Source organism: Nocardia sienata NBRC 100364, from assembly GCF_001613205.1.
Lineage (GTDB): Bacteria > Actinomycetota > Actinomycetes > Mycobacteriales > Mycobacteriaceae > Nocardia > Nocardia sienata.
The window spans coordinates 177,822-190,788 of record NZ_BDBX01000004.1; the positions used below are offsets into that span (position 1 = coordinate 177,822).

Consider the following 12,967-nt stretch of genomic DNA (forward strand, 5'->3'; position numbering starts at 1 on the left):
GCTTGTCCAGCAGTGGGTTCCGATTATTACCCAGGTGCCGGTCCGGCGCGTGCTGTTCGGCGAACCTCCGGGAGGAGTCACCGCAGTGATCGGTCCCGACCGCGCGACTACCGGTCCGGCTGCTGCTGCGGCGGTACGCCGGGTTGCTGCAGTGCGCTCCCGGGATGCTGCGCGGGCTGCTGCGGCAGAGCGGCCGGTGCGGCGGGCTGACCCGGTTTGGTAGTCGTCACCGGCGCGGCGGTATCGACCGGAGTACGCGCGACCGACTCCGCGGCCCGGACCGCCCGCTCCACCGCCGGATCGGTGCTGGTATCGAACCAGTCGGCCACCTCGTCGGAATCGTCTTCCGGTTTCCCGGGGACCTCCGCGTCGGCGGGCGGCTCGTACCGGAATACTCCGTCCTCGCCTCGGGTCGCGAAGTTCTTCGCGAAACCTTCCAGCGCCTTGCCGAAGTCACTGGGAACGAGCCAGACCTTGTTCGCGTCGCCGCGCGCCACCATGGGCAGGGTCTGCATGTACTGGTACGCCAGCAGTTCGGGTGTCGGTTTACCGGACTTGATCGCCGCGAAGACCTTCTCGATGGCCTTGGCCTGCCCCTGCGCCTGCAGGTAGGAGGCGGCCCGTTCACCCTGCGCGCGCAGGATGCGGCTCTGCCGCTCACCCTCGGCCGACAGGATCGCCGACTGCTTCGCGCCCTCGGCCGACAGGATCTGCGCCTGTTTGGCGCCCTCGGCGGTTTTGATCTGCGATTCCCGGGTGCCCTCGGCAGTGAGGATCATGGCCCGCTTCTCCCGGTCCGCCTTCATCTGCTTCTCCATCGACTCCTGGATCGACGGTGGCGGATCGATGGATTTGAGCTCGACCCGCGCCACTCGCAGGCCCCAGCGTCCGGTGGCTTCGTCGAGCACTCCGCGCAGCTGGTTGTTGATCTGGTCGCGGGAGGTCAGCGTCTCCTCCAGCGTCATCCCGCCGACCACATTGCGCAGGGTGGTGACGGTCAGCTGTTCCACGGCGGCGATGTAGTTGGAGATCTCGTAGACCGCGGCCTGCGGCTGCATGACCTGGAAATACACGACCGAGTCGATCTGCAGGGTCAGATTGTCCTGTGTGATCACCGGCTGTGGCGGGAAGGACACCACCCGCTCGCGCAGATCCACCTTGGCACGGATCCGGTCGACGAAGGGGACCAGGAAGGCCAGCTGTCCCGAGACCGTCCGGGAATACCGGCCGAGCCGTTCGATCACCGCCGCCTCTGCCTGGGGCACCAGCGCGATCGATTTGAACACGACCACCGCCGCCAGCAATACCAGCGCCAGGACGATTATCAGTGCAGCCATCACGGCCCTTTCCAGACGACGGCGGTCGCGCCGTCGATCTTCATCACGTACACGGTGGCGCCCTCCGGATACTGTTCCCCGGGGTCCAGAGAACGTGCGGTCCACACCTCGCCGCCCAATTTGACCAGACCGGCGTGCTCACCCACCGGTTCCAGCACCAGGGCCGTCTTGCCGGGGAGCGCGTCCGCGTTGGTCAGCGTGGGCGGCGGAGTACCGAAGCGCCGCAAAAGAACCGGCCGCACCCCCAGCAGCAGCACTACTGCCGATACGGCGAACACCACCGCGTCGACCACCGGCGCGGTGTCGGCGAGGAAACTCACCCCCGCGGTGAGCAGTGCGGCGGAACCGAGCATCAGCAGAGTCAGTTCACCGACGAACATCTCGGCGGCCGCCAGCAATATGCCGGCGACCAACCAGACAAGTGCGGCCACACCGCCCACCTTAGTGCGATACCCGCGCCCCCGGGGCCGGACCGGCGACACCCCCGGACCGGAGACCGCCGCGGCGGCGGCGAGTGCGCTACGTTCGGGCCGGTGAGCGATCGATACGGTGACATCTTCTCCGGCCATCCGCGCACCGCCCGGCGCACCGTCGCACGGGTGGACGCCGACCCCGATCTGGTGGTCGAGGACGCGGCCAGCGGGTTCTGCGGCGCGGTGGTCGGATTCGACCGCAGCTACGACGGTGATTTCGTGAAGCTCGAGGACGCCCGCGGCACGGTACGCCTGTTCGCGCTCCGGGAAGCCGCGTTCCTGATCGACGGGCAGCCGGTCACGCTGATCCGGCCGAAGGCTCCCGCGCCCACCCGGCCGACCCGCTCCGCGTCGGGTTCCACCCGGGTCGAGGGGCTGCGGGCGAAAGTCGCCGCGGCCAGCCGGATCTGGGTCGAGGGCGTCCACGACGCGGCGCTGGTGGAACGGGTCTGGGGGCACGATCTGCGGGTCGAGGGCGTGGTGGTCCAACATCTGGACGGGCTGGACAATCTCGGCGACCGGCTCACCGATTTCGGACCCGGTCCCGGTAGACGAGTCGGCGTACTCGTCGACCACCTGGTCACCGGGTCCAAGGAGACCCAGCTCACCGCGGGGCTCGGCGAACACGTGCTGGTGACCGGACATCCCTACGTGGATGTCTGGCAAGCGGTGAAGCCAGCAGTACTGGGCATCTCGCAGTGGCCGGCAGTGCCGCGCGGCGAGGACTGGAAAACCGGCGTGTGCCGGCGGCTGGGCTGGGGCACGCCGCAGGAGGGTTGGCGGCGGGTGTATTCGGCGGTGAACTCGTTCCGCGATCTGGAGGCTCCGCTTCTGGGCGCGGTGGAACGGCTGATCGACTTCGTGACCGAGCCGGGCGAACCATTCTAACTTCCGGAAACGGCCTGCGCAGAGGCTGCCCGCCGGTAGCCGACACCCTTTATGCTCGATGATTATGTGCTCTCCCAGTGCCACCCTCACACTGTGGGCCGGATCGTGGCTCGCGGGCCGCTGCGCGCCCGACGACGTGCTCGAGGCGCTGCACGCCTGGGCGCCGCGGCACACGCTCGCGGCCGGGGACCCGGTCACCGGCGGGCGCACCGACCTGCCGTGGTCCGCGCACGGGAACCCGAACGGCACCGGAGTCATGCCGCTGCTCAAACTGATTCGCGAGGAGCTGGCCGTCCCCCGTGCGGAACTGCGACTGGTCCTGCCGGTGCCCGGCGATGTCCGCGGCCTGCCGACCGGGACCGCCTTCGCCGCCGACGCGGTGGAAGCCGGGGAGGGCCTCCTGCTGGGCGTCCCGGGCGCCGAGGGCACCGGGCTCATCCCCTCCCCGGTGGACGAGAACACCCTGCAGTGGACCGTCTACAGCGTGCCGATGCCGCGGGCCGCCGGAGCCGATATGTCGCTCGGCGAAGCCGAATACGCGATGCGCGAAGCCGTCCGGGATGCGGCGGACGCGCTGATGCGCCTGCACACCACCGGCCTCGGCGCCGGTGACGCCGATCCGCGCGAACTCATCGAGGCCGAACTCGCCGACTATTCGCGACACACCTATCCCGAATGCGTCCCGTTGCGAGCCAAACGAATCCTCGATTCGGCCGACCATGTGGCGGCGATCCTGACGGTGGCCCAACGCGAACCGGCCTCCGCACCGACCTCGGCCAGCGCCGCCATCGCGCACGAGACCCTGTTGCGGCCGCTGTGGGATGCCATCCGCGCGGCCCGCCTCGTCGCGGTGCACACCGCCGCGCCGCAATCGCGCTGATCCCGGGCCGGGAGCGCCGCCGCACACGGCGAGTCCCTGCACGCGATGACGGCCGAAACCGGGGTTTGGAGCTGCCGCCTCGCACGGCCCATCGGCCGGAATACCGAACGCCCGCAGCAGCGGGCTCCTGCCGGTGGCCGGAAACGGCCGGGGGTGGCTCTTCGGCCATCACTGCGCGGGCCCACGCGCGGCGGCCGGAGGCAGATCACGACGTAGGTTCCGGCCCGGCCGCGACCTGCTCTCCGAACCCATCCGATCACGCGGCACTCACCGTGCTCGGCGCCGCCGGGCTGCTCGAGCAGCCCGGCCACTTCGGCACGTACCGCGGGTTCGGCCAGGACGCGCACGCCCCGGCCGCCGGAGCCGAGGTTCAGCGAGAAGCGATGATCGCCGACCCGTGGCCGAACAGTCCCTGATTCACCGCGATACCCGCCCGGGCGTTCTCGACCTGACGGTCGTCGGCCTGCCCGCGCAGCTGCCAGGTGAGCTCGCAGACCTGAGCGATCGCCTGCGCGGGGATCGCCTCACCGAAGCAGGCCAGCCCGCCGCTCGGGTTCACCGGCACGCGTCCACCCAGTGTCGTGGCGCCGCTGCGCAGCAGTTCCTCGGCACCGCCCGGCTCGCAGAGTCCGATCTCCTCGTACCAGTCCAGCTCCAGCGCGGTCGAGAGGTCGTAGACTTCCGCGAAGGACAGGTCGGCGGGTCCGAGGCCGGCTTCCTCGTACGCGGCCTGCGCGAGGGCGGAGCGGAACGTATGCGGCGGGGGTTCGACGGCCACGGCCGAGTCCGTCGCGAAATCCGGCAGGTCGAGGACGGTTTTCGGGAACGTGGGCGTGACCGTCGACAAGGCCCGGATACGCACCGGCTCGCTGATTCCGTGACGAAGGGCGTAGTCCATCGAAGTCAGGACCAGTGCCGCGCCGCCGTCGCTGGTCGCACAGATGTCGAGCAGGCGCAGCGGGTCGGAGACGATGGCCGAGGCCGCGACCTCCTCGGCCGAGACCTCTTTGCGATAGCGGGCGTACGGATTGTTCAATCCGTGCTTGGCGTTCTTCACCTTGACCGCGGCGAAGTCGTCGAGCGTGGCGCCGTGCAGCGCCATCCGGCGGCGAGCGTAGAGCGCGAAATAGATCGGGTTGGTGGCGCCGAGCAGGTGGAAACGCAACCAGTCCGGATCGTCGCGGCGTTCGCCACCGACCGGCTGGAAAAAGCCCTTGGGGGCGGCGTCCGCACCGACCACCAGCGCTACATCGGTCAGCCCGGCCAGGATCTGGGCGCGGGCGTTGGCGATGGCCTGCGCACCGGAGGCACAGGCGGCGTAGCTGCTCGAGATCCGCGCGCCCGACCAGCCCAGCGCCTGGGCGAACGTCGCCCCGGACACGAAACCGGGGTATCCGTTGCGAATGGTGTCCGCGCCGGCGATGTAGCCGACGTCGCGGTGGTCGACACCCGCGTCCGCCAGTGCCGCGCGGGCCGCGACCAGCCCGTATTCGACGAAATTGCGGCCCCATTTGCCCCACTGGTGCATACCGGCGCCGAGGACGGCGATATCGCGATCATTCCTGTGGGTCATCGACCGGCCTCCACATCCATACCGTGTGATCGGCTTCCTCGTCCGTGTACAGCACACCGATGGTGAGTTCTACCGGCATTCCGACGGCCAGGTCGTCCACCGTGAGGCCACGCACGACCTGCCCGAGAACCACCATCTGCTCGACCTCGAGCTCCACCGCCGCGACGACGTAGGGCTCGAACGGATCGGATGAGACGTACGGCGGGGGCGGTTTGTACCGGGCATCCGCGTAGGACCAGATCCGGCCCCGGGTGGAGAACAGGTATTCGGACAGTTCCGAGCCGTCCTTGGGACTCGCGCACTGCGGGTTGCGGCAGGCCAGTGTGTTCCGCGGGAAATACGGCGTGCCGCATATATCGCAGCGACTTCCCACCAGGCGTGGCGTGCCGTCGTCCGCGGTGAACCAGTCCGGTACCGCCGGGCGTTGTTCCTTCTGCACAATCCGACACTATAGGAACACGTTCTACTTCGGGACAGGAACACGTTCCATTTCTGCGCGGAAATCGCCTCCGCCGCGGTATCGGCAGCGGTACCGTGAACCACGATGGGTAGCAGAGCCGTCGACCCGCAGTCGATCCGCAACGTCACGATCGTCGGGGAACCCGCCGAGACGACGCGGGTGGTCCGGCGCCTGCTCCGCCATCACGCGCAGGCCCCCGCGGCCACCGTGGTCCATCGGATGCCCGGCCGCGGCGAACACACGATTCGCGTCGCCGAGCTGTCGAGCCACGCGCCCATCGCGGAGCTGGAAAGGTCCGTGCGGGTGGCCGACGGAGCGGTTGTGGTCCTGAACGCCGCGGCGGCGAGCGCCTCGCGACTCGAGACGATCCTGCGGGTGGCCGACGACCATCAGGTCGCGCGGCTGTGTCTGGTCACCGGACTCGATCACCCCGCCGCCGACTTCGACCGCTGCCTGCGCGCGGTCGCCGATACGCGCGGGGCGCGGCCGCTGCCGCTGCATCTCCCGCTCGGCGCCGGCCCCGAGTTCGACGGTGTCATCGACCTGGTCCCGATGTGGGCGCACGAACCGATGGCCGCCGAATTCTACGGCAGCCGTTGGCAAGTCGCCGAGCACTGGTACCGCGACCTGGTCGCCGCGGTAACCGAACAGGACGGCGAAGATCCGGACGCCGGCCTCGGACCGCGAAAGATCCCGCCCGAGCGATTGCACGACCGCATCCGCTCGGCCACGCGCATCGGTGAGGTCGTCCCGGTGCTGTGCGACGCGGCACGGCACGGCGCCGATATCGCCGCGGTTGCGGACGCCATCGTTCGCTACCTGCCGTCGCCTATGCTCGTCTGCCAACCGGAGCATGCCTTCGACTGCTGAAGGGGCCGCCGAACGGCACGCCCCCCGCGCCGTCGATGGGCGCGTCGGGATGGATCGTCCCGTCCCGCCTGCGTGACGGTTGCCCGAGCCCGTGACCGGTGGCGCTGCCGTGTCCGTGCGCGCCGACGACAGCGGGCTCCCGTCGGTCCACGGGCCCGGTGCTGTGGCGACCCGCTCCGGTCCGGTAGGACCACACCCATCGAACCCACCCCGGACGGGCGCCGACCCGCTCAGCGACCGGAAGGGCGGCGCTGTGGCGCGCAGCAGTCGACCGCGCAGGGCGCGCCGTCCGTGGTGCACCCGTACCCCGGCACCGTGCCCAGCATGCGGGGCGGGACGCCGCGGACGTGTTCACCGATCAGCTCCACCACCATCTCGGCGAACCGTGGATCGGTCCCGGGTGTCGCGGCCCGCGCGAAGGACAGACCGAGTTCGCCGGCTTTCTCGGCGGCCTCGTTGTCCAGGTCCCAGATCACCTCGAGGTGGTCGGAGACGAAACCGACCGGACAGACGATCACGGACTCGAATCCCTTGTCCGCCAGCGCTTCCAGATGATCGACGATATCCGGCTCCAGCCACGGGATATGCGGCGGACCCGAACGTGATTGCCATACCACGTCGTACTCGTCGAAACCCGTTGCGGCGGCGCACAGCCGGGCCGCCTCGGCGACCTGCCGGCTGTAGAGCCGCCCGCCATCGGACGGCGGCCCGGCAGCGGCATCGGCACTCACCGGTACCGAATGTGCGGTGAAAACCAGTCGGGCGACCTCTCGATGCTCGGCGGGCAGAGTGTCCCGCGCCGTACGTATCGCATCGGCGAAGGCGGCCACGAGCAGCGGATGATCGAAGTACTGGCGCAATTTCACCAGTTCCGGGGCCTCGGAGCCCACCGCGGCGCGGGCCCGGACGATGTCCTCGTCGTACTGCCGGCAACCGGAGTAGCCGCCCCAGGCGGAGGTGGGGAACACCAGCGCCGAGCGGATGCCGTCCGCGCTCATTCGCGCCAGCGTGTCCTCCACCATCGGATGCCAGTTGCGGTTACCGAAGTACACCGGTAGCCGCGGTCCGGTGGCGGCCAGTTCGCGTTCCACCGCGGCGATGAGGTCGCGGTTGAGGGCGTTGATCGGCGACACCCCACCGAAGTGCAGATAGTGTTGCGCGACCTCGGCGAGCCGTTCCGGGGGAACACCGCGACCGCGGGTCACGTTTTCCAGAAACGGCAGCACATCGTCGGGTCCTTCGGGGCCTCCGAAGGACAGCAGCAGCAGTGCGTCGGCCGCCCGGGCCACGGTGTCTCCTCTCGGTTCGTCAGTCCTGCGGCATGTTCTCGGGGAACCAGGTGTTGTGGCTGGCACCGCCGTCGACGTAGATGATCGATCCGGTCGTCGCGGGCAGCCAGTCCGACAGCAGCGCGACGATCGATTTGCCGACCACTTCGGCGCCGCCGTCCCAGCCGATCGGCGAGGCGCCGTCCCAGTAGGTGTCGAGTTGCTTCAGCTGCTTCGCGTCATCGGTTGCGGTACCGGCGATCGCCTTGGCGGCCAGCGTCTTGACCGGGCCGGCCGCGATGAGGTTGGACCTGATCTTCTTCGCGTAACCGACCTCGCGCGCCACGTACCGGTTCACCGACTCCAGCGCGGCCTTGGCCACACCCATCCAGTTGTAGAACGGCATGGCGGTGCGGGGGTCGAAATCCATCCCGACGATCGAGCCGCGCTCGTTCATCACCGGCAGAACCGCGCGGGCCAGCGCCGCATAGCTCCAGGCCGAGATCTCGAACGATTTCGCCGCGTCCGCGCTCGGGCCGTCCAGGAACGGCAGGGCGTCGGGGCCCATGAGGGTCTTGGGGGCGAAAGCGATCGAGTGCAGGACCCCGTCGATCCCCTCGGGCGCGAGGCGACGGATCTCGTCGGGCAGTTTGCGCAGGTCTTCGTCGTTGGTGACGTCGAGACCGATGGCCGGCGGCACCTCCTCGGGCAGCCGCTTGGCGATCCGGTCGATCAGCCGCAGCCGCTCGGTGAGGCCGGTGATGATCACCTTGGCCCCTTCCTTCTGCGCGATGGCCGCCGCGTGGAACGCGATGGAGGCATCGGTGATGATGCCGGTGACGAGGATCGTCTTGCCTTCGAGCAATCCGCCCATGAGTTGTCGATTCTCCTGAATGTGGTGTCGTATCCCGCCGCGCCCGGTCGAGGCGCCGGCCCGGTGTCCGGTATCGGCGCGGCTTTCGATCTGTTCTGAAGGAGTGCGGGGCGTCAGTGCCCCATACCCATACCGCCGTCCACCGGGATCACCGCACCCGAAACGTAGGCGGAGTCCTCGGAGGCGAGGAAGCTGACCACCGCCGCGACGTCCTCGGGCGCGCCGAGCCGCTGCAGTGGAATGAACTTCTTCGCCATATCCCGCATATCGTCGGGGAGGTCCTTGGTCATATCGGTTTCGATGAACCCGGGCGCGACGACATTGGCAGTGATGGACCGGGAGCCGAGCTCGCGGGTGATGGACCGGGCCAGGCCCACGACACCGGCCTTCGAGGCCGCGTAGTTGATCTGCCCGGCCTGACCGGAGAACCCGACAACCGAGCCGAGGAAGATCATCCGGCCCCACCGCGCACGCAGCATCGCGCGGTTGGCCCGCTTGGCGCACCGGAAGGCACCGGCCAGGTTGGCGTCCACCACCTTGGTGAACTGTTCTTCGCTCATCCGCATGAGCAGCGTGTCATCGGTGATCCCGGCATTGGCGACCAGCACCTCGACCGGCCCCTGCGCGGCCTCCACCTCGGCGAACGCCCGGTCCACCGAATCACTGTCGGTCACATCGCATTTCACCCCGAGCAAGCCCTCAGGGGCGCCCGAACCGCGATGGGTGACGGCCACCTTGTGACCGTCGGCGTGCAGACGCTGCGCCACCGCGAGCCCGATTCCGCGGTTACCGCCGGTCACCAGGACCGAGCGTGCTGTGAAGTTCGACATGGGGACAAACCTACCTGGCTGCCTCGGTGATGCTCTCATGGGACGTCCACCGAGATTTCTGCCTCGAACTTGTGCAGGTCGTACAACGCGGACACAGCACTGCGGGCCGGGTTCTCACCCGACCCGCAGTGTGATATCGACTTATCCCCGTCCGCATCGCCGGCCGGGCATATCTCGGCGGGAACCGCACGGGGCCCGCACTTCTCACGGATCTGTCAGGGCAACCGCTGGCGCAGGACCAGCGCCGCCACCACCCCGGCCACCGTGGTCAGCAGACCGAGCAGCCACCACGGACGGCTGGCGTCGCCCCGGGTGACCTCATAGCCGATCTGCTCCTCGAGGGTGTCGTAGACACTGGACAGTTCCTGCAGGCTGGAGGCGGTATAGAACTCACCGCCGGACAATCGCGCGATCTCCTGCATCGCCTCGTCGTCCACCGGCACATCGACCTGATCCGTGCCGCCCTCCTCACGCGGGATCTCGACCACGCCCCATTTGGTGCCGAACGAGATCGTCGAGACCGGGATCTTCTTGGTCTTCGCGAGCCGCGCGGCGACGAATTCGTGCCGCGGATTGTCCACGTCCTCGAAATCGGGCACGGTCTGTTTACCGTCGGACATCAGCACGATGCGGGCCGGCGGCGGGGTCTCGGAGCCTCCCAGGACCGAGGCGAGGGTCTCGATGGACTGCAGTGCGGTGAAGATCCCCTCACCGGTGGCGGTCCGCTCGGCGAGTTTGATGTTGTCGATGGCGGCCTTCACCGACCCGCGGTCCGTGGTCGGTGAGACGAGCACCGACGCGGTGCCGGCGTAGGTCACCAGCCCCAGGTTGATCCCCGGGGTGAGACCGTCGGCGAAGTTCTTGGCCGCCTCCTGCGCGACCTGCAGCCGGTTCGGCGAGACGTCGGTGGCCTCCATGGACAGCGAAACGTCCATGACCAGCACCACGGTCGCCCGGTTGCGGGGAACCTTCTTTTCGGCGGTCGGTCCGGCCGCGCCGATTGTGGCGAACACCATGCCGACGATCAGGAGCACGATGGGCAGGTGGCGCCAGAAACTGGGCCGGTTGGGAGCGACCTTCTCGAGCTGCTCCATATTGCTGAACCGCAGCATCCGGCGATGCTTGCTGCGCTGCACCAGCAGATAGCCGAGCGCGAGCAGGAGAACGACAGCAAGGAATCCGAGCCAGATCGGTGCGGCGAAATTCGAAATACTCACTGGCGTGGCACCCGCGGGGTCGAGGCGCCGAGGCTGTGGCGCCGGGTGGAGACGAACCGGACCACATCGGCGATCCAGTCCCGGTCGGTCTGCAGGGTGAGCACCGGGGCGCCGCAGCTGCGCAGGGTCTGCTCGACCTCGTCCCGGTGCCGCTGGGCGGCGGCCGCGTAATCGGCGCGCAGCTGCGGGGTGACGGTGAACTCGCGGGTCCGCCCGGTCTCCGGGTCGTGCAACACCACGTCACCCATATCCGGTAGCTCGGTATCGCGCGGATCGAGGACCTCCACGGCCAGCAGATCGTGGCGCGCGGAAATGGCCCGCAGCGACCGCTGCCAGTCGATATCCCCGAGGAAATCACTGATCACGACCGCCAGGCCGCGTTTGCGCTGTGGCCGGCGCAACGATTCGATGGCGCCGCGCAGGTCACCGCGCACGCCGTCACGTGGATGCGGGGTGGTGGCGATACTGCGCAGCAGCGATTGCGCGTGGACCCGGCCGCTGCGGGCGGGGATCCGCTGCATCTGCTCACCGGTCGCGACCACGGCGCCGATCCGGTTTCCGCCGCCCATCGTCAGATGGGTCACCGCGGCCGCGGCGGCCACCGCCAGATCGCGTTTCTGACAGGCGCCGGTGCCGAAATCCAGGCTGGCGGACAGATCCACCACCATCCAGGTCTCCAGCTCCCGGTCCGCGATCATCTGCCGGACGTGCGGGTGGGTGGTCCGCGCGGTCACCGACCAGTCCATCTGCCGGACATCGTCACCGGGCTGATAGGCCCGCGCCTCCCCCGGTTCGGAACCGGGGCCGGGGATGAGGCCGAGGTGATCACCGTGCAGCACGCCGTCCAAGCGACGGCGCACCGTGAGCTCCAGAGTTTTCAGGGCGGCCGTCAAATGCGGATCGGTCAGCTCGCCCGAGCGGAACGACGGCGGGGCGTGAGGGTCGGGCACGGTTTCTCGGGCGCTGGGGTCCGGCGGCCGGGTCACTGGTGCTGGTTCGTGCCGGCGGTCTGCGGCACCTGCGGCGCCGGTGACTGCTGCGGCGGCGCGGGCGGCCGGTTGCCGTTCTCCGCGACGGGCGGGGCGCCGCCCGGCGCCACGGCCTGCGGCGCGACCTGCGGAAGTCCGACGGTCTGCAGGACCCGCGCGATCACGTCCTCCGGGCTGATCTCGTCGGCGAGCGCGTCGTAGGACAGCACCAGCCGGTGCCGCAGCACATCGGGGACGACCTCGATGACGTCCTGCGGGACCACGTAGTCGCGCCCGCGGATGAGCGCCACGGCGCGGGCGGCGGCGATGATGCCGAGGCTTGCACGCGGCGAGGCGCCGTAGGCCACCCAGTTCGCCACATCGTGCATCCCGAATTCGGCCGGAGCGCGGGTCGCGGAGATGACCCGGACCACGTAGTCGACCAGCGCGTGGTGCACGAAGGTGTTCGCGGCCAGTTTCTGGAGGCGGATGAGTTCGGCCGGCTCCAGGATGCGGTTCGGTTCCGGCGGGGTCACACCCATCCGGTAGATGATCTCGCGCTCCTCCTCGACCGAGGGGTAGTCGACGACGACCTTGAACAGGAAGCGGTCGCGCTGCGCTTCCGGCAGCGGGTACACGCCCTCGCTCTCGATCGGGTTCTGGGTGGCCATCACCAGGAACGGATCGGGCATCGGGTAGGTCTTGCCGCCGATCGACACGTGCCGCTCGGCCATCACCTCGAGCAGCGCCGACTGCACCTTGGCCGGGGCGCGGTTGATCTCGTCGGCGAGGACGAAGTTCGCGACCACGGGGCCGAGTTCGGTATCGAACTCCTCGCGGCCCTGCCGGTAGATGCGGGTGCCCACGAGGTCGGTCGGGACCAGGTCGGGGGTGAACTGGACGCGGGAGAACGAACCGCCGACCACTTTGGCGAAGGTCTCGACCGCGAGCGTCTTGGCGATACCGGGGACACCCTCGAGCAGCACGTGCCCCTTGGCGAGCACCCCGACGAGCAACCGCTCGACCAGCCGGTCCTGCCCGACGATGACCCGCTTGACCTCGTAGATCGCCTTCTCGAGAGTCTGGACGTCACGCTCGAGGGTGCTCGAAGCAGGCGTCGGCGGTTGTTTCGCCAAATCTGCCCCGCTGACACCGTCCGTCGAAGTCACCAACATCCCCGCTTTCGCCTTGGTCCTGTGCGTGCTGTCACAACTATTCCAGGTGATGGCCGCGGATGCCGCAACCGGCTCCACTGTCGGGAAATTCGCCGTCGTTCGCGGCCGGTTTCCCGGTGGGGCAGGCAGGGCTTCCGGTGCTACAGCGGGCGCC

The 12,967-nt window shown here is 69.0% G+C and carries 13 protein-coding genes; 3 read left to right on the top strand and 10 right to left on the bottom strand.

The window, feature by feature from the left end:
• Positions 1-107: 107 nt before the first annotated feature.
• Positions 108-1,337: an SPFH domain-containing protein gene (locus NS4_RS03810; RefSeq protein WP_063058065.1), complete on the bottom strand. Its 1,230-nt coding sequence runs from the start codon at positions 1,335-1,337 to the stop codon at positions 108-110.
• Positions 1,337-1,768, bottom strand: coding sequence for an NfeD family protein (locus NS4_RS03815; RefSeq protein ID WP_063058385.1), 432 nt, complete (start codon positions 1,766-1,768; stop codon positions 1,337-1,339). Before NS4_RS03815 ends, NS4_RS03810 begins: the two co-directional genes overlap by 1 nt.
• Positions 1,769-1,870: 102 nt before the next feature.
• Here NS4_RS03815 and NS4_RS03820 point away from each other — a divergent pair, with 102 nt between their 5' ends.
• Together NS4_RS03820 and NS4_RS03825 are read left to right on the top strand one after the other, a co-directional pair.
• Positions 1,871-2,698 (top strand): DUF3097 domain-containing protein, encoded by an 828-nt coding sequence (locus tag NS4_RS03820; protein WP_063058066.1) that lies wholly within the window; start codon positions 1,871-1,873, stop codon positions 2,696-2,698.
• 64 nt (positions 2,699-2,762) lie between these two features.
• The gene (locus tag NS4_RS03825; protein WP_063058067.1) at positions 2,763-3,578 is read left to right on the top strand and encodes an Rv1486c family protein; all 816 of its coding nucleotides are present in this window, start codon (positions 2,763-2,765) and stop codon (positions 3,576-3,578) included.
• 370 nt (positions 3,579-3,948) lie between these two features.
• On the opposite strand, the gene NS4_RS03830 is transcribed toward NS4_RS03825, so the two are convergent.
• The gene (locus NS4_RS03830; RefSeq protein WP_063058068.1) at positions 3,949-5,151 is read right to left on the bottom strand and encodes a lipid-transfer protein; all 1,203 of its coding nucleotides are present in this window, start codon (positions 5,149-5,151) and stop codon (positions 3,949-3,951) included.
• The gene (locus NS4_RS03835) at positions 5,135-5,590 is read right to left on the bottom strand and encodes a Zn-ribbon domain-containing OB-fold protein (RefSeq protein ID WP_063058069.1); all 456 of its coding nucleotides are present in this window, start codon (positions 5,588-5,590) and stop codon (positions 5,135-5,137) included. Before NS4_RS03835 ends, NS4_RS03830 begins: the two co-directional genes overlap by 17 nt.
• Before the next feature lie 105 nt (positions 5,591-5,695).
• Here NS4_RS03835 and NS4_RS03840 point away from each other — a divergent pair, with 105 nt between their 5' ends.
• Positions 5,696-6,481: a GTP-binding protein gene (locus NS4_RS03840; RefSeq protein ID WP_063058070.1), complete on the top strand. Its 786-nt coding sequence runs from the start codon at positions 5,696-5,698 to the stop codon at positions 6,479-6,481.
• 230 nt (positions 6,482-6,711) lie between these two features.
• On the opposite strand, the gene NS4_RS03845 is transcribed toward NS4_RS03840, so the two are convergent.
• From NS4_RS03845 to moxR1, 6 genes are all read right to left on the bottom strand, one after another.
• Positions 6,712-7,770: a ferrochelatase gene (locus tag NS4_RS03845; protein ID WP_063058071.1), complete on the bottom strand. Its 1,059-nt coding sequence runs from the start codon at positions 7,768-7,770 to the stop codon at positions 6,712-6,714.
• Positions 7,771-7,789: 19 nt separating this feature from the next.
• Entirely contained in the window at positions 7,790-8,623 is an 834-nt protein-coding gene (gene inhA, locus NS4_RS03850) for an NADH-dependent enoyl-ACP reductase InhA (protein ID WP_030520501.1), read from the bottom strand.
• A gap of 113 nt (positions 8,624-8,736) precedes the next feature.
• Positions 8,737-9,453 (bottom strand): 3-oxoacyl-ACP reductase FabG1, encoded by a 717-nt coding sequence (gene fabG1 / locus NS4_RS03855; protein ID WP_063058072.1) that lies wholly within the window; start codon positions 9,451-9,453, stop codon positions 8,737-8,739.
• Between the two features lie 215 nt (positions 9,454-9,668).
• Positions 9,669-10,670, bottom strand: a complete 1,002-nt coding sequence (locus NS4_RS03860) for a VWA domain-containing protein (protein WP_063058073.1) — start codon at positions 10,668-10,670, stop codon at positions 9,669-9,671.
• Positions 10,667-11,620, bottom strand: coding sequence for a DUF58 domain-containing protein (locus NS4_RS03865; RefSeq protein ID WP_063058386.1), 954 nt, complete (start codon positions 11,618-11,620; stop codon positions 10,667-10,669). Before NS4_RS03865 ends, NS4_RS03860 begins: the two co-directional genes overlap by 4 nt.
• 32 nt (positions 11,621-11,652) lie before the next feature.
• A complete protein-coding gene (moxR1, locus tag NS4_RS03870) occupies positions 11,653-12,813 on the bottom strand; it encodes a chaperone MoxR1 (RefSeq protein WP_063058074.1) in 1,161 nt (386 codons plus the stop codon).
• Between the last annotated feature and the right edge of the window lie 154 nt (positions 12,814-12,967).

Coding starts and splice junctions, on each gene's coding strand:
- NS4_RS03840 (WP_063058070.1), top strand. CDS start 5,696: ATGGGTAGCAGAGCCGTCGACCCGCAGTCGATCCGCAACGTCACGATC.
- NS4_RS03825 (WP_063058067.1), top strand. CDS start 2,763: ATGTGCTCTCCCAGTGCCACCCTCACACTGTGGGCCGGATCGTGGCTC.
- moxR1 (WP_063058074.1), bottom strand. CDS start 12,813: ATGTTGGTGACTTCGACGGACGGTGTCAGCGGGGCAGATTTGGCGAAA.
- fabG1 (WP_063058072.1), bottom strand. CDS start 9,453: ATGTCGAACTTCACAGCACGCTCGGTCCTGGTGACCGGCGGTAACCGC.
- NS4_RS03830 (WP_063058068.1), bottom strand. CDS start 5,151: ATGACCCACAGGAATGATCGCGATATCGCCGTCCTCGGCGCCGGTATG.
- inhA (WP_030520501.1), bottom strand. CDS start 8,623: ATGGGCGGATTGCTCGAAGGCAAGACGATCCTCGTCACCGGCATCATC.
- NS4_RS03810 (WP_063058065.1), bottom strand. CDS start 1,337: ATGGCTGCACTGATAATCGTCCTGGCGCTGGTATTGCTGGCGGCGGTG.